The 21,222-nt window shown below is 43.5% G+C and carries 26 protein-coding genes and 1 riboswitch; of the genes, 4 read left to right on the top strand and 22 right to left on the bottom strand.

All coding sequences use genetic code 11. The features are described from left to right. Positions 1 to 90: 90 nt before the first annotated feature. The 15 genes from EP57_RS01070 to EP57_RS01000 form a co-directional block, all read right to left on the bottom strand. Positions 91 to 705, bottom strand: coding sequence for a PP2C family serine/threonine-protein phosphatase (locus EP57_RS01070; RefSeq protein WP_036083349.1), 615 nt, complete (start codon positions 703 to 705; stop codon positions 91 to 93). Continuing rightward, the gene (sigB, locus tag EP57_RS01065) at positions 706 to 1,512 is read right to left on the bottom strand and encodes an RNA polymerase sigma factor SigB (RefSeq protein ID WP_036083347.1); all 807 of its coding nucleotides are present in this window, start codon (positions 1,510 to 1,512) and stop codon (positions 706 to 708) included. Next, positions 1,490 to 1,963 (bottom strand): anti-sigma B factor RsbW, encoded by a 474-nt coding sequence (gene rsbW / locus EP57_RS01060; protein ID WP_036083345.1) that lies wholly within the window; start codon positions 1,961 to 1,963, stop codon positions 1,490 to 1,492. The genes sigB and rsbW overlap by 23 nt, the downstream gene beginning before the upstream one ends. Then, a complete protein-coding gene (locus EP57_RS01055; protein WP_036083451.1) occupies positions 1,947 to 2,291 on the bottom strand; it encodes an STAS domain-containing protein in 345 nt (114 codons plus the stop codon). Before EP57_RS01055 ends, rsbW begins: the two co-directional genes overlap by 17 nt. 57 nt (positions 2,292 to 2,348) lie before the next feature. Continuing rightward, a complete protein-coding gene (locus tag EP57_RS01050) occupies positions 2,349 to 3,362 on the bottom strand; it encodes a PP2C family protein-serine/threonine phosphatase (protein ID WP_036083343.1) in 1,014 nt (337 codons plus the stop codon). A 12-nt stretch (positions 3,363 to 3,374) separates the two neighbouring features. Further along, positions 3,375 to 3,785 carry an anti-sigma regulatory factor gene (locus tag EP57_RS01045; RefSeq protein ID WP_036083341.1) on the bottom strand — a complete coding sequence of 137 codons (411 nt, stop codon included), beginning with the start codon at positions 3,783 to 3,785 and terminating at the stop codon, positions 3,375 to 3,377. 2 nt (positions 3,786 to 3,787) lie between these two features. Next, the gene (locus tag EP57_RS01040) at positions 3,788 to 4,144 is read right to left on the bottom strand and encodes an STAS domain-containing protein (protein ID WP_036083339.1); all 357 of its coding nucleotides are present in this window, start codon (positions 4,142 to 4,144) and stop codon (positions 3,788 to 3,790) included. 4 nt (positions 4,145 to 4,148) lie between these two features. Further along, positions 4,149 to 4,982 (bottom strand): RsbT co-antagonist protein RsbRA, encoded by an 834-nt coding sequence (locus EP57_RS01035; RefSeq protein WP_036083337.1) that lies wholly within the window; start codon positions 4,980 to 4,982, stop codon positions 4,149 to 4,151. A 319-nt stretch (positions 4,983 to 5,301) separates the two neighbouring features. Then, positions 5,302 to 5,646: a type II toxin-antitoxin system PemK/MazF family toxin gene (locus EP57_RS01030; protein WP_036083449.1), complete on the bottom strand. Its 345-nt coding sequence runs from the start codon at positions 5,644 to 5,646 to the stop codon at positions 5,302 to 5,304. 8 nt (positions 5,647 to 5,654) lie between these two features. Next, positions 5,655 to 5,933 carry a hypothetical protein gene (locus EP57_RS01025; RefSeq protein WP_036083335.1) on the bottom strand — a complete coding sequence of 93 codons (279 nt, stop codon included), beginning with the start codon at positions 5,931 to 5,933 and terminating at the stop codon, positions 5,655 to 5,657. Positions 5,934 to 6,148: 215 nt separating this feature from the next. Continuing rightward, positions 6,149 to 7,246 (bottom strand): alanine racemase, encoded by a 1,098-nt coding sequence (alr, locus tag EP57_RS01020; protein ID WP_036083333.1) that lies wholly within the window; start codon positions 7,244 to 7,246, stop codon positions 6,149 to 6,151. Further along, positions 7,237 to 7,620: a holo-ACP synthase gene (gene acpS / locus EP57_RS01015; protein WP_036083331.1), complete on the bottom strand. Its 384-nt coding sequence runs from the start codon at positions 7,618 to 7,620 to the stop codon at positions 7,237 to 7,239. Before acpS ends, alr begins: the two co-directional genes overlap by 10 nt. Beyond that, on the bottom strand, positions 7,617 to 9,008 hold the full coding sequence (gene hemG, locus EP57_RS01010; protein ID WP_036083330.1) for a protoporphyrinogen oxidase: 1,392 nt from the start codon (positions 9,006 to 9,008) through the stop codon (positions 7,617 to 7,619). Before hemG ends, acpS begins: the two co-directional genes overlap by 4 nt. Before the next feature lie 27 nt (positions 9,009 to 9,035). After that, positions 9,036 to 10,517 carry a PH domain-containing protein gene (locus EP57_RS01005; RefSeq protein WP_036083328.1) on the bottom strand — a complete coding sequence of 494 codons (1,482 nt, stop codon included), beginning with the start codon at positions 10,515 to 10,517 and terminating at the stop codon, positions 9,036 to 9,038. Beyond that, positions 10,510 to 10,992 (bottom strand): PH domain-containing protein, encoded by a 483-nt coding sequence (locus EP57_RS01000; protein ID WP_036083326.1) that lies wholly within the window; start codon positions 10,990 to 10,992, stop codon positions 10,510 to 10,512. The genes EP57_RS01005 and EP57_RS01000 overlap by 8 nt, the downstream gene beginning before the upstream one ends. A gap of 211 nt (positions 10,993 to 11,203) precedes the next feature. On the opposite strand from EP57_RS01000, the gene EP57_RS00995 reads away from it, so the two are divergent. Together EP57_RS00995 and EP57_RS00990 are read left to right on the top strand one after the other, a co-directional pair. Continuing rightward, positions 11,204 to 11,659, top strand: coding sequence for a hypothetical protein (locus tag EP57_RS00995; protein ID WP_036083324.1), 456 nt, complete (start codon positions 11,204 to 11,206; stop codon positions 11,657 to 11,659). Positions 11,660 to 11,744: 85 nt separating this feature from the next. Further along, a complete protein-coding gene (locus EP57_RS00990; RefSeq protein WP_036083322.1) occupies positions 11,745 to 11,954 on the top strand; it encodes a hypothetical protein in 210 nt (69 codons plus the stop codon). Between the two features lie 51 nt (positions 11,955 to 12,005). On the opposite strand, the gene EP57_RS00985 is transcribed toward EP57_RS00990, so the two are convergent. Further along, on the bottom strand, positions 12,006 to 12,491 hold the full coding sequence (locus tag EP57_RS00985; protein ID WP_036083321.1) for a QueT transporter family protein: 486 nt from the start codon (positions 12,489 to 12,491) through the stop codon (positions 12,006 to 12,008). Between the two features lie 9 nt (positions 12,492 to 12,500). Then, a riboswitch (PreQ1 riboswitch) is annotated at positions 12,501 to 12,545 on the bottom strand. A gap of 217 nt (positions 12,546 to 12,762) precedes the next feature. On the opposite strand from EP57_RS00985, the gene EP57_RS00980 reads away from it, so the two are divergent. Then, positions 12,763 to 13,254, top strand: a complete 492-nt coding sequence (locus EP57_RS00980) for an RrF2 family transcriptional regulator (RefSeq protein ID WP_036083319.1) — start codon at positions 12,763 to 12,765, stop codon at positions 13,252 to 13,254. 7 nt (positions 13,255 to 13,261) lie between these two features. Beyond that, positions 13,262 to 15,868, top strand: coding sequence for a YhgE/Pip domain-containing protein (locus EP57_RS00975; protein WP_036083317.1), 2,607 nt, complete (start codon positions 13,262 to 13,264; stop codon positions 15,866 to 15,868). A 59-nt stretch (positions 15,869 to 15,927) separates the two neighbouring features. Here the strand turns inward: EP57_RS00975 and EP57_RS00970 are convergent, their stop codons facing one another. The 6 genes from EP57_RS00970 to EP57_RS00945 form a co-directional block, all read right to left on the bottom strand. After that, positions 15,928 to 17,898 carry a KUP/HAK/KT family potassium transporter gene (locus EP57_RS00970; RefSeq protein WP_036083316.1) on the bottom strand — a complete coding sequence of 657 codons (1,971 nt, stop codon included), beginning with the start codon at positions 17,896 to 17,898 and terminating at the stop codon, positions 15,928 to 15,930. Between the two features lie 107 nt (positions 17,899 to 18,005). Beyond that, entirely contained in the window at positions 18,006 to 19,037 is a 1,032-nt protein-coding gene (gene tsaD, locus EP57_RS00965) for a tRNA (adenosine(37)-N6)-threonylcarbamoyltransferase complex transferase subunit TsaD (protein ID WP_036083314.1), read from the bottom strand. Continuing rightward, on the bottom strand, positions 19,034 to 19,480 hold the full coding sequence (gene rimI, locus EP57_RS00960; protein ID WP_036083312.1) for a ribosomal protein S18-alanine N-acetyltransferase: 447 nt from the start codon (positions 19,478 to 19,480) through the stop codon (positions 19,034 to 19,036). The genes tsaD and rimI overlap by 4 nt, the downstream gene beginning before the upstream one ends. Beyond that, the gene (gene tsaB / locus EP57_RS00955) at positions 19,473 to 20,165 is read right to left on the bottom strand and encodes a tRNA (adenosine(37)-N6)-threonylcarbamoyltransferase complex dimerization subunit type 1 TsaB (protein ID WP_077916740.1); all 693 of its coding nucleotides are present in this window, start codon (positions 20,163 to 20,165) and stop codon (positions 19,473 to 19,475) included. Before tsaB ends, rimI begins: the two co-directional genes overlap by 8 nt. Beyond that, positions 20,165 to 20,623 carry a tRNA (adenosine(37)-N6)-threonylcarbamoyltransferase complex ATPase subunit type 1 TsaE gene (tsaE, locus tag EP57_RS00950; RefSeq protein ID WP_036083308.1) on the bottom strand — a complete coding sequence of 153 codons (459 nt, stop codon included), beginning with the start codon at positions 20,621 to 20,623 and terminating at the stop codon, positions 20,165 to 20,167. Before tsaE ends, tsaB begins: the two co-directional genes overlap by 1 nt. A gap of 88 nt (positions 20,624 to 20,711) precedes the next feature. Beyond that, positions 20,712 to 21,212 carry a VanZ family protein gene (locus tag EP57_RS00945; protein WP_036083306.1) on the bottom strand — a complete coding sequence of 167 codons (501 nt, stop codon included), beginning with the start codon at positions 21,210 to 21,212 and terminating at the stop codon, positions 20,712 to 20,714. Positions 21,213 to 21,222: the final 10 nt, after the last annotated feature.

The raw sequence follows: 21,222 nt of genomic DNA, 5'->3' as shown, positions 1-21,222 counted from the left end.
TTTAAAATTAGTCGAGATCAACTAACACAGGAACGATTTTCGCACAAAAAATGGCCTCGGTCCGAATACTACTCTCGGTCCAAAGCCATTCTAATCACTTATAGGAAATTCCCCAACGATAAACGTCACGTCATCTTCTGGTATATCATTCACATTGCTTTCAATACAATGTCCTGTCGATTCAATTGAACCGCTTGCAAATAAATATTTCTTTACGCCACCAAGCACCAAACCGTCGGAATGCATCAAAAATTTCGAACCTGCTTTGTAATCGAACTTTTGTGTCCGAATTTTTTGTTTTCGGCCGGAAAGAAATCCTGTTGAGGAGATTGGAAACAATAATTTATCGCCTTCTCCCAATAAATAAAATCGGATATTACCGATGCCACAATACGTTAGTTGCTGTTTCGCGAAATTAGCGTACCATATGGCTATCGCCGCACCACGAAGACCACTAATCGCTTTGTTTGCTTCTACCACAATATCTCTTAAATGCATCGAACTATGTGCATCAATCACTTCTGTCACTGCTTTGGCTGCCTTTTCCGCTTCTTTTCCGCTTCCAAGACCGTCAACAAGCGCACATAAAAGCCCTGATGCGTCCTCTTTTATCACAATCTGATCGCCACAATGTTTTTGCAAATGTTTCGCACGTTGGAAGACATACAATTCCACACCTACATTCGATTGTCCCGTCACATCCATTTATTCTAAATCCTCATCTTGAAGCGCAGCACGCAACTTCTTAATCGCCTGACGTTGAATTCGGGATACATGCATTTGCGAAATATCCAATAAGTCACCCGTCTCTTTCTGACTGCGATTTTCAATAAACGTATACTGCAAAATTTTCTGTTCGCGTTCATCCAGCGCTGGCAAAACTTTCTCCAAAAGCATCCGTTGATTCACACGCTCAAAGCCATCGTCCTCACCACCAACAACATCCAGTAGCGTAATCGTGCTTCCATCTGTATCCGCCTCGATTGAGTGATCTACAGACAGGGCTTGATAGCTCTTACCCATTTCCATTGCTTCCAAAATTTCTTCTTCGGTGGCCCCAATGAAATTAGCAATATCACTGATTTGCGGCGAACGTTGTAACTCCCGTGTCAACTCTTCTACCGCGTTTTTAATTTTTGGTCCAAGTTCTTTAATACGACGAGGCACGTGAACACTCCACGTTTTATCGCGTAAAAAACGCTTGATTTCACCGACAATCGTCGGAACTGCAAATGCTTCGAAGCTTTTACCGAATGACGCATCGTAACGGCGAATGGCTCCAAGCAACCCGATATTGCCAACTTGAACTAAATCTTCATGAAATGATTTTCCTTGAGAATACTTGCGTGCAATGGATTCCACCAGGTTTTTATAGTGAACAACAAGTTCATACTGTGCGTCTTCATCTCCGCTTTCTTGATAATCACTAATCCATTTATAGACTTTTTCCTTTGCTTTTTCACGGGCTTCTTCTCTTGCCGCGAGTTCCTCAGGTCGAGATAATTTTGGCATTCCCCTCCACCTGCTTTTCCTCTATATATTTAGTCATAACTACTGATACACCACCATCATAGTGTAACTCTACGTCATCCATCAAAGCTTCAATTAAAAATAAACCTAAACCCCCGACACGCAACATGTCCGCATCTTCATCTTCTTCATATGGTCCAATTTCCATCTTGCGTTTCTCCGCATCAAAACTCTTGCCTTCATCCGTTACTGTCACTTCCAACTTATCTTCATAAACTGCAAATGCAATCCGAATTTCACCAGTGTCTTCTTCGTTAAACGCGTGCTTCACCGCATTCGTAATGGCTTCACTGATTGCAATCTTCAAATCTTCAATTGCTTCAAATGAAAAACCAATGCGACTCGCAATTCCAGAAACCGTCAATCTTCCTAAACTCACAAACTCTGGCCTGGCCGGAATTTTTAGTTCAATCGTGTCATACGTTGTTGCCATTCATTTCACCCTCTACATTTTTGATTTCGATAATATCTGTTAAACCAGTAATTTCGAATAATCGGTAAATCCGATCTGACAAGCCAACAAGCTCCAATTCACTCTTTTTCGCTCGCAAGCTTTTAAATACGCCTACAAAAACGCCTAAACCAGTGCTATCCATATACGTTACGTCTGCTAAATCAATCTGTACGTGTATACTTTCGCGCTCGGTAAAGCCATCTAATGCCTCTTTTAATTTCGGTGCCGTGTACGCATCAATCTCGCCGGCCACAACTACTTTCGCATGATTACTATCAGTTTCTCTAATCTCTACCTTGATATTCATCATTCCACCTCGCCCCATTTTTGTATACCCAGAGTGTATTCCCTGAATATCTTTATTCTAAACGCGCTTTAAACAAATTAATGTAAAATCGTCGCGCAGTTCATACTCCTGCATCTTGCATAAATGATCGTATACTTCCTTGACTAATTTCTGCGGCGGCAAATCAATCCGCTCTTCAAAAACGGCAATCAAATCCTCGCGTTCAATGAAACCATCCGCGGTACGTGTCTCAGTCACGCCGTCTGACATAATGAAAATCATATCATCTTTGGCGACTGCCTTCTCAAATCCACGGTACGTCGCGTTTGGATCTATGCCAAGTGGTAAACCACGTGCATACAAGTCGGTAAAACTTCTCGTTTTTGCATCGAAGTAAAGCCCTACTTCATGACCTGCTGATGCGAATTCGAACAGATGATTCGATGTGTCATATAAACCGTAAAACATCGTGATAAACATGTTGTCATCAATGTTTGTCTCGGCTACTGCATTTAGGTTTTGCAACATTTCACTTGGTGTTTTTGCAGAACCGCTGTAATTATCGGAGGCATATTTTAGCATCGACATACTGAATGCTGCTGGTATACCTTTTCCGATAACATCGGCTAGTGTAACGCTGATTTTGTCATCGCCTTCTTGCATGAAGTTGTAGTAATCTCCACTCATTTGGCGCATCGGCACGCTTACTGCACCGACTTCAAGCCCTGTGACTTTTGGCAAATCTGATTTCATCATCATTTTTTGCATATCTTCTGCTTGGGCGATTTCGCGGCGTAATGCTTGTTGTTCCGTCCGCAAGCTAAGATGTTCCATATAGGCAAGTCCGTAGCCAACCATCATTTCTAGCAATACATCGAAGGAAGAAGAAATGTATTCTGGTAACTCCGTGTCGTATTCTTCTAGGATTGCTCGATGCAAATTCACAATTTCTTCTGGCGATATTTGTTTTTCCATCGCCTCGCGTGTTAGTTTCTCGCAGTTGTACAAAACGCCTTCATCTTGTTGTTTCAAATACGTCAAAACAATTTCGCGATATTTCTCCCTAAACTCCAAACTCTCTCTACTTTCCATCTTGTGTCCTCCCTAGCGGACCCACTTTTGTGTTGTGATGATTGTCCCCTTTGCGCCTTCTTCGACACTCGATACAAGATCGAATGTGTCCATTAAACGTTTCACGCCTGGTAATCCTGCGCCTAGTCCACCAGATGTTGTATATCCATCTTGCATCACTTGTCTTACATCATGAATACCTGGACCTTGGTCTTTCGCAATAATTTTCAGTCCATCTCTTCCTGTTTCTGTCATCTTCTCAATACAAATCTCCCCAGTTCCCGCATAAAGAAAAATATTTCGAGCAAGTTCACTAATTGCTGTCGTGATTCTTGCTTGGTCTACCGTGCCGAAGCCGATCTCTTTAGATACTTTTCTTCCTAACTGGCGAGCAGCGACTATGTCCCACTCATTGATAATTTTGACACAGGATTGGAATTCCATCTCTATTCCCCCAATTCCTGTTTTAATTTGTCCAGACCGCTTTCTAGGTCCATCGCGGAAAGGACACCTTCAAATGTAATACCTAACTCTACTAATGTAATCGCAACTGCTGGTTGGATTCCCGTCACAACCACCATCGCTCCCATAAGTCGAGACATGCTGACAACATCACCTAGAATTTTAGCAATGAAAGAATCTATAAAATCTATAGATGTAATATCAATCACCACGCCTCTTGCGGATGTCGCATGAATTTTGGCAAGCAAATCTTCTTGAAATTCAACTGCCGTTTGGTCATCAAGTTCACTCTGGATGGAAATTAATAGACATTCTCCCAATTTCAAAATCGGAATTCCCATTCTCTCACTCCTCTTTTTCTACTATCTCTCTATGAGTCATCGCGAGTGCTTTCTCCATGCCTTTTTTCATCGTGCTAGTAGTAATGACTTGATCGAGTTCAATTCCTAAGTTCACAATTGTCTGCGCAATCTCTGGCCTTATACCCACGAGCATTGCTTGGCAACCTACAAGTCTGACTGCATCGGATGCTTGAATAATATGGTGCGCTACCATCGTATCTACGATTGGAACACCTGTAATGTCAATCAACACAACATCAGATCTGTGTTTCACGACACCAATTAGTAAGTTCTCCATGATTAACTTTGCGCGCTCCGTATCAATCGTACCAATGAGCGGCATCACAGAAATACCATCAAAAATCGGTAGTAACGGTGCGGATAATTCTTGTAACGCCGTTTTTTGAACAGATACCGTCTTTTCCCACGAATCTGCGTACGCATTCACAACAACGCTATACATGGCGGATAGCCAATTCTCAAAATGATAATACGCGTCATCGTCGGCATTCGCCATATTGAATACACCTTGCTTTTTCATTTCGGTGTAAACAATCAATCCAAAATTCCGAAGTCCTTTTGTCACGAAATGAACAGACCAACCAAGATCCACTACTTTTTGCGCAAAATCATCTAGTTTTTCATTGAAAGAACCATCTTTAGAGCCTAACACATTGGCTACAATTAAATCTAAAAACTCCCTGCTTGTATCTTCATACAATAAATCACTCGTCACTAGCAAAATCGCTGGGTCGGCCTGTGCTGTCATTTCTTCCATCCATCTGCTCAGTAACAAATCTTTATTTGTATGGATAAAATTCGCAAAATCTCTATACATCTTTATTTTTCCAACCTTTCGTCTTGATTGAAACGTAACAAGTACGATTGCAACGGCTTCTTTCGTAAAAAAAGAGACACGAGAAAAGCACTGGGGGAAGAGCAATGGGGTCTGCCACAGCCTAAGAAGCTTTTCTCATGTCGGTTACTTAAAAGCCAGACATTTCTATTCTAAACTCAAGTATCGTATAATATGTAATCCTTATTCTATTCACTTTTTTTGCGAAACTTCATACTCGCCTAGCTCATCATTCTAGTAAAGCTTCTTCTATATTATTATGTAAGAGACGTGTCAGCTTTACCAACAAATATTTGCAATTTTAAAAATCTACTAAACCCATACTGATTTCTAACGCGCGATTCACCTGGTTCATTAATTGACTATCCAGATGCGTAATCTTATCCGTTAAACGCTGCTTGTCAATTGTTCTGACTTGTTCCAGCAAAATAACGGAATCGCGGTCGAAACCATGCTTTTGAGCTGCCTCAACGTGGGTCGGCAATTTGGCTTTAGAAATCTTTGCCGTAATTGCCGCCACGATGACAGTAGGACTAAATCGATTGCCAATATCGTTTTGAATGATGAGAACTGGCCGTATTCCCCCTTGTTCACTTCCAACAACAGGAGATAAGTCCGCGTAGTATACATCTCCACGCTTCACCATCGGCTCATTCATCCTCCTAAAACTTGTAAATTTTTATCCTCGGCTTCCGATTCTACATGCGTGCATTCACACGCAATCGAAAAGTTAATAGAAGCCATTTCAGTATATCCACGTTCCATTTCGTCACGCAAATCGCGTGCTTTCTTTTGACGTAAAAACTGTTGTGTTGCCTCCATAATCATTTCACTCCGCCCCATTTTTTCTTTTGCCCGAGCCTCATCTAAGTCGTCCAATAATTGCTGCGTCATTTCTACCCAGATTTCTGTCGTGTCCTGTTTTTCTAACACGCGTCACACCCCCAGCTGTGCATTACTCTATAACATATATATCGTAACACTATAAGGACGCGATGGAAAGGCTTTTCGGAGTGATTTTCTTCAAAAATACGCTATTAGACCCGATTCCCTAATATACAAGCTAGACTGAATACCTAACCGTTAGGAAATACGATGTGTACTTTTTCATTATAATTCTTAATTTAAAACTATGCACGTAAAAAACCTCAAAGAATGTATTTTTTTGGAACGCGTTCTGAAATTAAGCATGTAACTTCATAATTAATCGTTCCTAAATGGCTTGCTGCCTCATCTGCCGTGTTCGGTTCGCCAATCAGGGTCACTTTCGTCCCGATTGGATAATGTCGCGGTAAACGAATAATACATTGGTCCATACAAACGCGGCCAATCACAGGCATCCGCTCGCCGTCGATGGATACTTCAAATCCTGAATAGGCACGAATAAATCCATCCGCGTAGCCAACTGGCAATGTAGCGACCCATTCTTTAGACTCCGCTTCATATGTCGCGCCATAACTCACACAATCGCCAGCCATAAGCTCTTTCACCTGCACAATTTCGGTATAAAAAGATAACGCCGGGCGCAATGTAAACGGCAAAACTGGCGCAATTTCTGATGAAGGCGTCAAACCGTACATCGAAATGCCAAATCGAACCGCGTCAAAGTCACGCTGATTTTGTAACAATGCCGCTGCACTATTCGCACAATGCACAATCGCTGGGCGTTCTTTAAGCGAAGCAACCACTTCCTTAAAACAACCTAGCTGCTTCTCAAAATACGATGTCTCCAATTGATCCGCCGTCGCAAAATGCGTAAATATCCCTTCAAAAACAACATCTTGACGCTTCGCAATCTCGTCCTCCACGTCACGCACCGCATCAAGCGACCTAACGCCAAGCCGCCCCATTCCCGTATCTACTTTCAAATGAATTCTCAACGACGTTCCGAGTTCTGGCAATTGGCGCAACCAATCCACATCAAAGACCGTCACCGAAATCTGCTTTTCGGCAGCTAGCTTGGCGTATTCTAAAGGCACTGCCCCCATCACCAAAACTAACTCATCAAATCCAGCTTCCCGAAGTGCCAGCGCTTCATCCAAAATAGCGACACAAAATCCTCTTGCCCCAGCATCTTTGGCTACTTGAGCAACTTCAAGCATACCATGCCCATACGCATCCGCCTTCACAACCGCAAGCAAATCCACATTTTCAGGCAAATGGCGCCGTTCATTCTCAATATTAGCGCGAATGTTAGCCCGATTAACTTCCACCCATGTTGGCCGGTGCCATCCTGTTACTGCCATTCTTTCCGCCTCCTGTCTACTTCTTCAATAATAACCTGTGCCGCGGCGCTCCGTCCTGTATGCGTAATACTCACAAAAACCCGTTCATCCAAGCGTTTCGGCTGCGTTAAAACCGGGCGCCCGTTCGGCAATGTCAACACTTCCACATCCGTAAAACTTAACTCTTTTCCAAATCCAGTCCCATTCGCCTTCGCATAGGCTTCCTTCGCAGAAAACCGTCCTGCTAAAAACTCCACTTGCCGCGAACCACTATATTTGGCAAACAATTTCTGTTCCTCCGTCGTTAAAATCCGTTCTACAAATCGCGGATTCTTTTCCAACACTTGCTTCACACGGTCCAAATCAATCATATCTAGCCCCACACCTTTAATCATGGCTGGCTCACCTTCATGACAAACTGATTCGCCTCATTCGCCGCCGTTTTCCCAGCTTGAATACAATCTGGAATCCCCACACCACGGTAAGACATGCCCGCTAAGAAAATATTCGGGTGTTGCTGCTTCAAATCACGTTCTACCTTTTCCAAACGCTCCTGATGCCCAACCGTATATTGCGGCATCGCTTCTTTCATCCGACTTACCTCATAAAATAACGGCTCACCTTCTAGCCCGATCATTTCCTTCAAGTCTTCCTGCACATGCCCGACCATTTCCGCATCTGTCTGTTCTAACAAACCAACTTGGCCAGCCTTACCTAAAAAACCACGTAATAATAATTTGCCATCAGGTACCATATGCGGCCACTTCTCCTGTACCCACGTACATGCCGTAATGTGATAATCTCCCGTTCTAGCGACTAAAAAACCAGTTCCTTCAGGCAGATGAGGCACAGCGTCTTGATCATAAGCTAGCGAAATAGTTGCCAAACTTGTCATCGGCTGCTCCATCAAAGGCTTCACAGCAGGCACATCCAGCAAAGAAAGCACCACATCATGCGTCGCAGCAATAATAATCGCATCCGCAACAATCCGTTCTCCATTTTCCAAAACAACCGTCGTATTCTCAATACACTTCACAGCTGTATTCGCATGCAACCGTTCCGCAGGTAAAGCCTCCACAATCGCATCCGTCAGCGTCGATAAACCACCAGCAAGCGTCCGAAACGCACCAATTGTTTTCGCTGTTCCCGTCGTATTCACCGTCTCCGGACGATGACTTTTCAATCCATACATCAAGCTCCGATGTTGTTTCGCCGTATTTTCAAATTGAGGAAAAGTCGCGCGCAAACTCATCTCATAAATATTCCCCGCATAAATCCCAGCTAGCAAAGGTTCAATCAAGCGTACCACCATCTCTTTACCAAAGCGATACTCAAAGAAATCCCCAATCGACTGATCGGCTTCCGTCACATTCGACTCCAACATCAGCTCTTCCAACGCGCGAACCTTACCGTCATCCGTCAATAAATCACTTTCTAATAACGCACGAATATCCGTCGGAATCCCCATCACCGAGCCTTCTGGAATCGGATGGAGCGCCTTATCATGATAAATATAAGACTTCCCAGTCGCATTCGTAATTAGCTGGTCCGTCAAGCCCAAATCCTCCACTAACGCCATACCAGCCGGCTTGCGCGCCAAGAAAGAATCCGGTCCCTTCTCAATAATAAAACCATCGCGCAGCACCGTATTAAATTTCCCGCCAAAATGATCATCCGCTTCAAAAAGCTGCCAATCTACTTCCTCTTGATTCACCTGCTTATTCAAATAATATGCCGCAGACAATCCTGTCAAACCGCCACCAATAATTATGATTTTCTTCATTTGAATCCTTCTTTCTGCATCGTAGACTTATCTTTTCGACGGCTGATACCAATGATATAGCCGGTTCGCATCCGCACTTTCCATATAACGAACAGATGACTCCAAATGCGTCTGTCCTGACTTTAACAACACGGAAAAATGCGCCACATTTCCCTTACGCATCCAAATACTCTGAGAACGCTTCGCTGACTGCACGCGCTGCTTCAACATGAAATCCGTCCTTCTAGCAATAAACGGTCTCCCTTGCAAAACAAGCTCCGTATCTGTCGCATAAAAACCAGTTGCCCGGTATTCCGCAATCGCTCGCCATCCAAGTAGCGGCAACAATAATAAACTAAATAATCCCCATGGGAAAAATAAAATACTAACAATCAAAATCACCGGAATCGTCCAAAACGTGTTAATAAAGAAGAACCGTCGCAAACTCGATTTCGGCACGCGCTCCAACTGCTCCATCGGAAAAGTATACCCCTCCAAAATTTGCGGCAACACTTCCAAAGCCTTCGCTTTCTTCACAATCGGCAAAATCACAATATCCCCAGAATCCTTCTCATCTCCCGAACTCCCAGCCGTCACCACACGAACCGTTGCCAGTTTCAGCATCTGGCGTAGCGGCGATTCAATAAACTTAATCGACTGAATCCGCTCCAAAGAAATCGATGTATGCTGGCGTTGCAATAACCCTTTTTCAACAACAAGATGATCCTCAAAACGCATTAATTTGAATTGGAAATACTTAAACAATGTCGTTACAATCGAAATACCCCATAAAACGAGAATAACCAGAACTGCAATAATAATTAGAATCACGACACCAAATCGAATCAACGTCTGAAACTGCTCTTCCACAAAATCATCCGGAATCAAATCACGAAACTGCTGTCCAAACGCTAAAATAATCAGGAATGCCCCGAAAACACCACCTGAGGTCACCGCCATCAGCAATAACTCTTTTGTCTCTAGACCAAACGTAAATAATGGCTTCTCCTCATCTTTCACTTCCGCAATCGCATCAACCGCTTCTTGCCTTGGAGCATCCTCTTCCACTAACTCCGCAATTTTGCCCGCACGTAAATCTTTCAATTCTTGTGCAACACTTGCCGGCACGGCGCTCAAATCAGCCTCCGCTTTCCCACCACCAGCCGTTTCAATTAAAATCTGCACGACATGAAAAGGCATGTAGAAAAACCACTGCTTCTGCTGCACCGTCTGAATCCGCTCATACGGAATAAAAATATTCTTCTTAAAAAACAGCCCATACTTCACGCGAATTCCCTTATCATCCATGCGATAGCGATATGTAAAATACTTAATCAAAGCAGGCGCGAGCAACAGGATAATAAGCGCAATAACAAGCAACGGATACATCCACCAAGACAAAATCCCCTTCCCGCTAAAATTACGAAACAGCGTAAAAATAACGACAGCGATCGGTATAATGCTCTGGCGAACACTAACAATTAGTTCCTTAATAAGGGCAATCGGATGTAGTCGTCTATCTTCATACATCTTCCTTCGCCACCTTTACTAGCTCTAAAATATGATGCCGCAACGTATCGGACTCTTGCGCACGAACAGCCTCAATATGATGCACTGTCGCAGCCGTTGAAATTGACACCCGGACTAACTTTTGACGTCGTAAAAGTGGTCCTTGCTCCGTTTCCACATGTTGCACACGGATCATTGGAATCAACACCCGACTTCTAAAAATAATGCCGTGCTGAATCTCAATCTCATCATGCCTAATCTGATAACTCCAACGCGCCCAACGAAACGGCACAATGACAAACAAGGTCAGCACAAAATAAAGTACAGTAACACCATACCCAATCAAACTCCACCAAAAAGAAATATCTATTGCATAAAACAATATACTAAGCCCGATAGAGACTGCTAAGAAAATCCCAATCGTAATGAAATACGTCTGCCGCCAGACCTTCTTAATCTCCTCAGGCAATTTCTGCGCTAAATTCTCAAGCTCCATAAAACGCCCTCCCCTTTTTCTTTTAATCATACTTGAAAACCCCTGAAAAATAAAGCTTTATCCATTGTTATTTTGCATACCTTTCGAGCATTTTTCTACCCTTATTTCTGTTTTTCATGTATCATTTCATCATGACGTAAAACTTCTTTTTTTGTTCATAATTTGTTCATTTCTTGCGTTTATACTTAAGTCAGAAAGGTGGTAGTGACGTATGAGAAATTCTTTTTTTAAGGTACTTTTATTTATTTTATTTTTTTCGACCAGTATACATATTCCAGTTCAGGCGGCTACTACTAGCCCAACGACTTCTAATTTAAGCGCTGATGCCTTTGTGGACATGTTTGATATAGACGATTATACCGCAGCTAACCCCTATATCGTGGTTTCTGGCCACAGTGCTTCGATCACATTCACCACAGACCAACCCGCTAAAATCAGCCTGCACAATGATGTGACAACTATCAAGACAAAAGATTACGTGCAAGACCAAGAAATCACGGTCTCACTTTTACAAGAAACCAATACATTTGTACTGACTGTAACAACCGAATCTGGCGCAACGACAACGCACTCGATTACGATAAAAACGGCAGCCAAACCAAAACACAAAGTCATGCCAAAATTTGCAGAAACATCCATCACATCACCAAGAAGAAGTCATTATTAGAAAACTCTCTCATTATTTTCATTTTTGCTTCACATTAATCCTGTAGAATAGAGGTATCGACAGCTACAGGAAGGATGAAATCACCTTGAAAAAGAAAATTGGATACGGGCTCTTATGTTTCGTCATTGCACTAGGCGCCAGCATCCTACTCACACAACCAAGCGTGAAAGATACGGCGAACGATTTAAAAACGAATTATATCGATGCGACATCCACCGAAAAAATGAGCAATCCTCTAGACACCTTGATTCAAGACCAAAAAGACTGGTTCATCGAAAAATTAAGTGGATCATAAAAAGCATGATAACAGCCACCGCAATGGTTTGTCATCATGCTTTTTTGCTTGTTAATTAATAATTTTCTTGAAATCGATGCGTTTATTAATATAGTACATAATCGGCGCGCCCACCGCTAAAACGATGAATTCGCTGATGGCCAGTGTCAACCATGTGTAGAAAAATGGTAAGGAAGCCACTAACGCAAGTTCCCATGCAATAATAAACATCGTTGCCGAGAATACAAGTGTTGTAAGCACCATTCGTACCTTCACGTTCTTCACATACTTACTCAATAAAATAACGATTAAGAGTGAAATAGCCGATTGCCCGACGCCAAACACTAAATCATACCATCCGAGCGGTGAAAAGAAATTCGCAATCAACACACCGATGACAATTCCAAAAAAATACTTCTTATCAAACACGATTAAGTGGTTAAACATTTCAGACAAGCGAAATTGTATATTCGTAAATCCAAAAGGCGCCACAACCAGCGTCACGACAACATAAAGCGCCGCAACAATCGCATTGATTGTCAACGTTTTTATTTTCATTTTATAACTACTCCCTTAGTTTTTTTACGTAGGATGGTTTCGAACTACGTTTTCTCATCTATGTTACATTAAAAGCCCTGCTACATCAAGGTTTATTTTCACGTAAATGACTTTTTTAGAGACGTAAGCGCATACTTAGGAAAAAACACTTGCTTTTTTTCGCAAATGGGTGTAAATTCAATTATAGACTTTTTTTATCCACGATGAAAAGCCTTTTCTTCACGCTTAATCAGGGATAAATAATATCCACAATGAAATCGAGGTGAATCTAATGCAATTGACCAAAGGCGTAGAACAAGCGATTTGTATCATTGTTTTGCTATCGACGCAAGATAATCATAATCCGCTCGCATCCGACACGATTAGCGAACATTTACAAGTATCGCCTTCCTACTTAAAGAAAATCATGCGCAAACTCGTTGTCCAGAATATTATTCGTTCTGTCCCAGGCAATAACGGCGGTTTTTCCTTAGCGAAAAGCCCAGAGCAAATCACACTTCTAGAAGTCGTTGAGTCCATGGAAGGCGAAATTTCGATTTATCCGGACACAGGGTTGATCAACAAAGTTTTCCGCGATGGTGTGCACACTTCTAAAGGGGAAGCAGTGCTGCATGACGTCTTTAACGGCGCCAACAGTTTACTTCGCGATTACTTAGCCAAACAAACAGCCGCAGATCTACTCAAACGCACAATGGAGCAGTCAGAAATCCCAGTTCTGAACTGGAACATAACGAACCCAAGCAATCAAAACAAGAAAGAGTGATTTTTTTATGAACATGTTAAAACAAGAATGGAAACGGCTATTAAATAACAAAATCTTGCTCGTTTCGACAATCGTCATTTTATTTATCCCAATCTTATACGGCGGTGTTTTTCTAAAATCCGTCTGGGACCCTTATGGCAAAACAAATGCCCTTCCTGTTGCGGTCGTCAATGAAGACCAAGCTGCGAATTACGAAGGCGAGAAGCTCGATGTCGGGAACGAACTTGTCAAAGAACTAAAGAAAAACAATGATCTAGACTGGAATTTCATCGACGCAAAAGCAGCACAAAAAGGTCTCGAAAACGGTGACTATTACATGGTCATCACAATCCCGAAAGACTTTTCCAAAAACGCATCTACCGTTCTTGATGACACGCCTAAAAAAATGAATCTTTCCTATGAAATCAACCCAGCGCAGAACTACATCGGTGAAGTTGTCACAGGACAAGGCGCATCAGCAGTCAATGCTAAAATTTCCAAAAAAGTAACAGAGAGCTACGCCAAAGCGATTTTCTCACAAATTTCTAAAGTTGGCGATGGCTTCCAAACAGCCGCAGATGGCTCGAAGAAATTAGATGAAGGTACTATGAAACTAAAAGATGGCAGCAAAGAACTAACAAAACAGCTAAACAATTTGGCTAGTAGCACGCCAGAATTAGCAAATGGTGTCACAAAATTAGATAATGGCGCAGTCAAACTAAACGCTGCCCTATCCCAATACACCGCTGGAACGAGTCAACTACAAGCTGGTTTAGGTGACTTGCAATCTGGAACGAGCCAATTAGCAGGCAAATCATCCGAACTCGTAGCAGGTAGCACGAAACTTGCAGACGGTCTGAATACGCTAAACAACAGCACAGCAACACTAGCCGCTAAAGTTCCTGAGCTAAACAACGGCCAACAACAATTAAACGATGGCCTCAAACAACTACAAACCGGTAGCCAAAAACTAAACGCCGGCTTACAAAAAATGAACAACGGCCTACCATCCAATGAAGACATCACGCAACTTTCCAACGGCCTAAAAGCAATGCAAAGCGGTATTGCCCAAATCAATAGTAAACTTGGCAATTCCGATGCTAGCGCTACAATGAAAACCATCACAACCGAGATGGAGAACATGTCCACAGCCATTAAAGCGCTCGGCGGAACGATTCAAAACAACGGCAAAAACACGACAGCCGCGATTACAAACACAGCTGCTTTTAAAAAGCTAACACCTGCAGAACAACAAGAAATCGCAGGCGCATTGCAAACCGAACTAACTAAACAAGCAGGCGAACAAGCACAAATCGCCTCACAACTAGGAAAAAGTTTGACAACAACTGCTACGACATTACAAACACAATTAAAACCAATGGCAGACAACATCGGCACATTAAAAGCCGCGATTGGCGAATTAAACAATAAAGCAGGTATCTTGTTACCAGCAGCAGACAAAGCAGTCAACGGTTTTACAGCTGTTCGTACTGGTTTAACAATGGACAACGGCTTAATCGATGGCTCTAATCAACTAACTGCAGGCCTTGCACAAGTGACCAAAGGAAGTAACCAACTAGTAGCCGGAACATCACAACTAAGCGCCAACATTCCAGCACTTACAGGCGGTGTTTCACAACTCGCAGACGGTTCTAACAGCCTAAACAGCGGCTTAACAGCTTACACAAATGGCGTGAACCAAGTAAATAGCGGTGTCGGCCAAGCAATCAACGGCGCTTCCAAACTAACACAAAACAATCCAGCCCTACTAGCCGGATCAGGCGCACTAGCAGATGGCACAAACCAACTGACATCGAAAGTTCCAACACTTGTAGACGGCTCTCAAAAACTAGCTGCCGGTTCCACAACACTAAGCAATGGTTTGCTAACATTGAACGACGGTACAAACGAACTCGCAACGAAATTACAAGACGGTGCCAAACAAGTTGGCGAAATCAATCCATCGTCACAAACATACGACATGATTGCCCAACCAACAAAACTAACCGAAGAAAAACTAAGCAACGTACCGAACTACGGTCACGGTTTAGCACCTTACGTCCTATCTCTTGGTCTTTACGTCGGCGCACTTGTGTTCAACTTTATCTTCCCAATTCGCCGTCCATCGATGACACCAACATCTGGCGTTTCATGGTGGTTAAGTAAATTCTCTATCGGATTTGTCGCTGCGATTTTACAAGCATTGATTCTTGATTTTGTGATGTTGGCACTTGGTTTAGATGTCGCACACATGGGAGATTTCTTCTTGATTTCAATCTTGACGTCTCTAACATTTATGTATCTCGTAATGCTTTTAGCAACAGCGCTCGGCAATCCAGGACGCTTTATCGCGATGGTCATCCTCGTTCTACAACTCGGTGCCAGCGGAGGAACGTTCCCAATGCCATTAACAGACGGATTCTTCAATGCGATCAATCCTTATCTACCAATGACACACACGGTTTATGGCTTCCGCCAAGCGATTTCATCAGGACTTGGAAATCATCTTTTTGTAGTGAGTGCATGGATTTTAGTAGGCTTAATCGTACTTTTCAATGCCCTGCTTATCCTAACGCTAACTATTCGCAAAAACAAACGTTTCCCAGTCACAACGCTACACGAACAAACCGTGTAACCATAACAAAAATACCGCAAAATCTGGCCTTCACGGGTTCCAGGTTTTGCGGTATTTTTTTAGTTTACTTCGCGAATCTTTCTCGTTTTCTTCTTCGATAGATAGAGCGGTACATTTTCGAGTTGGACGTCGCTATATTCTAGGCCAAACCAGCTTTCTGGCGATGTTGTGAAGCGTTTGATGAACAGTTTCATTTTCATGATGGAACGTTGCCAGTTTGTTAAATCGGCTTCTGTGCTCAGCTCGTCTTGAACGAGTACGAAGCAGAAATCGCCGAGCGTACGATTGGTTGCCGTCGAGTATTTTCGTTTTTGTTGTGCTAATTTACCTTTACTAATGAGGTCTTTGGCGATTTGATGTAGGAATACGTTGATGTCTTGTTCGACGCGGAAACCTAGTTTTAGTTGGACACGCACGACGAAATCGGTGTCGAAGCTCTCGACGGTGTAATAGGCGGCGTACGGCCCATCTACGACTTGTACGTTGACGAACCAATAGACGTCTGCGCGTTTAGGACGCTTGTCTAGGATCGAGGCCATGACGGCGTGTTCGACTCGTGCTGGATTCCGGTTGCTCGTTAGGTAGACGAGATTGTGCGCGAATTTTGGATAGGCGCCATCGTCTTTTAATTTTGTAAGGCTCGGAATGAATTTCTTGATTGGCACACTTTTGACGAGTTTCGACTTGATGTAGTAACCGGTAAACCAGATGTACATGAGTGCCATGATGACTACCGCGATGATAACTGCGACAAAACCACCGTGCATGAATTTGGCGGCACTAGAGATGAAGAACGCGAATTCGAGTACGCCGAATGTCATTAAAATAGCGGTTGTCGTGATAACGGAAAAACCTTTTTGCAGTAGGAATTGGAATAATAATATCGTCGTCATGAGCATGGTTACTGTGATGGATAGTCCGTACGCAGCTTCCATGTGGCTGGAATCTTGGAAGTACAGCACGACCCCCACGCAGGCAATCCAAAGCACGCCGGTGACAGCAGGAATGTAGACTTGCCCTTTTGTCTCGGATGGGTAGCGAATGTTTAGCCTTGGTAACAGGTTGAGCGCGATGGCTTCTGAAACAAGCGTGTAGGCTCCTGTGATTAACGATTGCGAGGCGATAATTGCCGCCAGTGTTGCGATAAGCACGCCGTACATAATAAACGGTTCCGGCATACTTTGGAAAAACGGATTGACAAACGGATCATCGATTTTTTTGAGCGATAAAATCCAAGCGCCTTGTCCGAAATAGTTAAGTATTAAGCAGACTTTCACGAACGGCCAAGTGATATAAATATTTTTGCGGCCAACGTGTCCTAAATCGGAATATAAAGCCTCAGCCCCTGTTGTTGCTAGGAAAACACTGCCGAGGATGAGGAATCCTGCCTTATTTTGATCACTAAAAAGTAACTCCACTGCATAATACGGTGAAAATGCGCGGAAAATCGATAAGTCTCCTAAAATATTAATGATACCTAAAATACCTAAAATAGAAAACCAGATGAGCATCGTTGGACCAAAAATACGGCCAATAAACATCGTGCCATAGCGCTGCATAAAGAAAATACAGCTAAGAATGACGATAACAATAATGACAATTAACGTCGTATTTCCCGTAAATAACGCCTCAAAAGTTGGAATCTCCTCGAGTCCTTCAATGGCGGAAGTCACAGTCACAGCTGGCGTCAAGACACCATCAGCGAGCAAAGCGGCTCCACCAATCATCGCGGGAATAATCAGCCATTTGCCTCGTTTGCGAACTAAAGCATATAGCGAGAAAATCCCACCCTCCCCGTGATTATCAGCGCGCAAGGCAATGATGACATATTTAATTGACGTAAGAAGTGTCAATGTCCAAAAAATCAGTGACAATGAGCCAATAATATAATCTTCCGACACATGATTTAAGCCACCATTACTTGCAACAATCGACTTCATAACATAAAGCGGAGACGTTCCAATATCGCCATACACAATACCTAACGTCCCTATTGCCAGCCCTAATCTTATTTTATCCTTTTTCTCCACCAGTCACGCACCCCCCAAAATTTCTTTGCATCGTATTATACCACCAATACCCTAAAAAAACGAGCATATTCCTAATCTAAAATAATAAGACTAGAAATATACTCGTATTATGCGCCATAAGTGTCTTCAAATAACAAGCCTGGATTCGCATTCATCGCTAAATCACTAAAAACGCCTTGTTCATACATAATCGTTCCTGCAGCTGCAATCATCGCGGCGTTGTCACCACATAGGGATAACGGTGGAATGATTAATGTTACATCGGGAAGCTCGGATGCGACTTGCTCTGTTAGCCGTTCTCTTAACCCACGATTGGCCGCGACGCCTCCTGCTAGAAGTAGTTGCTTTACATCGTACTCTTTTGCAGCGCGAATTGTTTTTGCTACAAGTACGTCGACAACGCTTGCTTGGAAACTTGCAGCCAAATCAGCCTCGTTTAGCGCCATCTCTTTTTGCCGTAGGTTGTGTACGGTGTTGATAAAGGAGGACTTCAACCCGCTAAAACTAAAATCGTAACTCGCGTCGTCCATCATAGCGCGCGGGAAATGGAAACTGTCTTCGCCTGTTGCAGCCAATTTGTCGATTTGAACGCCGCCTGGATATGTGAGGCCAAGTGTTCGTGCCACTTTATCGTAAGCCTCGCCTGCTGCGTCATCGCGCGTTTCGCCGATAATGTCAAAACGACCATGTTCGCGCATGACGACAAGTTCGGTATGACCGCCGCTCACGACGAGGGACAGTGAGGGAAACTGCATCTCTGTTTCAAAACGGTTCGCGTAAATGTGGCCTGCAATATGATGCACACCGATTAGCGGCTTATTATGAATGAATGCCAGTGTTTTCGCTGCGTTGACGCCAATTAATAATGCGCCTACGAGTCCTGGTCCTTCTGTGACCGCGATAGCATCGATATCTGCCATCGTGACGCCAGCTTGTTCTAGCGCTTCTTCTAATACGATTGTTATTTGTTCCACGTGATGCCGCGACGCGATTTCTGGCACGACACCGCCAAACCGTTTATGACTCTCGATTTGTGATGCTACCACATTGGATAACATCTCTTTGCCGTTGCGTACGACAGAAACCGCCGTTTCATCACAGCTCGACTCGATGCCGAGTATTAATGTTTCTTTTTTCATAGCTCCACCCACATCACTAGCGCGTCTTCGCCATTATCCGGATAGTATTTTTTCCGAATCGCGCCGTCCTTAAATCCAAATTTTTTGTACATCTGCTGAGCCCGATCATTCGTCACTCGGACTTCTAACGTTAACCGCCGCACTGCCTTTTCTTCGGCGAGACGCAGTAATTCTTGCATCATTGCTTTGCCGTAACCATGCCCTTGCTCGTCTGGATAAATCGCGATGTTTGTAATATGTCCTTCATCAAGAATCATCCAAACGCCCGCATAGCCAATGACTTCGCCAGCTTTTTCAGCCACAATATAATACGCGTAGGCATTCGTGTAAAATTCACTACGAAACGCATCCTCACTCCACGGGGATGTGAAAACTGCCGTCTCGATTCGCAGCAATTGCTTAATATCCGCACCATTCGCTTGTCTAAACGTAATGTCACACATCGCGATTCGCCTCAAGCCACTTGCTTTCTGCTTCCGCCAATTTCAAATACTTCGGTACAAAACTGTGCGCGTCAACACCCTCCGCCTCACTCGCTAACTCACCAAGAAAAGCAGGACGCGGATAACGCAACGCTTCCTTCGCAAAAATAGCCCGATCACCAAAAACCTCCGCGGCTTCTGTTGCAAAAGCTGTGACGGCGTCTCCGATGAATAAAACCCGTTCATTTAGTGGCGCCAACGTTTGGAGTAAGTTGGCAAAAGCATGATGTCCATCCGCCTTTTTCGCGACCATCGTCTCGCCCTGCGCCTCATACACACCCGCATATACATTTCCACGACGCGCATCCATTATCGGCACCACAAGGCCGTCAAAAAAACGCCCGTTCTGCGCCATCAGTTCTAAACTCGACACGCCAACTAACGGAATTTTTAAATCCCACGCCATTGTTTTAGCGACAGTCACGCCGATTCGCAAGCCCGTATACGATCCTGGACCTTCTGCCACAGCGATTTTCGCCAAATCTTGCGGTGTAATATCACACGTTTTCATCAAGTCCACAATCGCTGGCAAGAGTCGTATGCTATGATTTTTTTTCAAGTTCGTGATGAATTCGCCAACGACCGCCTGATCGCGCCACAAACTAACGCCTAACGTATCATTAGACGTATCAATACCAAGAATTATCATTTTCCAAAAACCTCCGAACAAAGTGTTTCATAACGCTCGCCAACAGGCTCCACTTCCATTTCCCGAACGTGTTCTGCCACATGCTTCAACGTCACCCGTATGTATTCTTTCGGCAAATCTGCAGCAATAAAATGCGCCCATTCCACGACTGATACACCACTGCCTTGAAAATATTCCTCCAAGCCCAAATCATCATCCGCATCTTCCAACCGATACACATCCATATGATAAAGCGGCAAACGGCCTTTCGTATACTCGCGAACAATCGTAAACGTCGGACTTTTCACCATCTGTGGAATTTCAAGCCCTTCTGCCAGCCCTTTTGTAAAAGTTGTTTTTCCCGCGCCTAAATCGCCTTCTAAAAGAATCACATCGCGAGCCACCAAACGCTCCCCAATCTTCCGAGCAATCGCGCGCGTCTGTTCTTCACTATCCGTTTTTATTTTATAATTCATAGCGTCACCTTTATCATTTTTATGTACATATCATACCATAAAAAAACGGGGAAAGTTAGTGCCTTGATTGACAAAAAAAGAAGATGCCTCAGAGGACATCTCGTTTTCGTATGCTGTTCATAACAAAATAGCCGATTAATAAACCCACTAACGCACCTGTAAAATCAAGCATCACATCTTGCACAAGCGGCGTTCTGCCACCCGTTAACATTTGGTGAAACTCATCAAACGAAGCGTATAGCAACGGAATCCCCGCACTAAGCGCCAAAGTAAGCCATTTTCTTTTTAGCCAAGCACTCAGACCTACAAACAAACTAAATCCGAGCACCGCGTAAGAAAAGAAATGCGCGCCTTTGCGAATAAAGAACTCCACAAAAGAGCTATAACCCTTCGCGGCAATACTTATTTCAGAACCCGCGTAGTAAAAAGAAATCGCGGATAACTGCTTTTCAAATGGCTTTCCGGCCAATATTTTATCTAAATTCGATACTAACGATTGCTGCTCATACGTCTGCGATGAGGAAACGAATAACACAACAATAATCGTCACCGCAATACCTATAAAAATCCACGATAATCTTCGCTGCAAAAAACGCCAC

It is taken from the genome of Listeria booriae (genome assembly GCF_000766865.1).
GTDB lineage: Bacteria > Bacillota > Bacilli > Lactobacillales > Listeriaceae > Listeria_A > Listeria_A booriae.
This window is presented reverse-complemented; position numbering and strand designations above follow the sequence as displayed.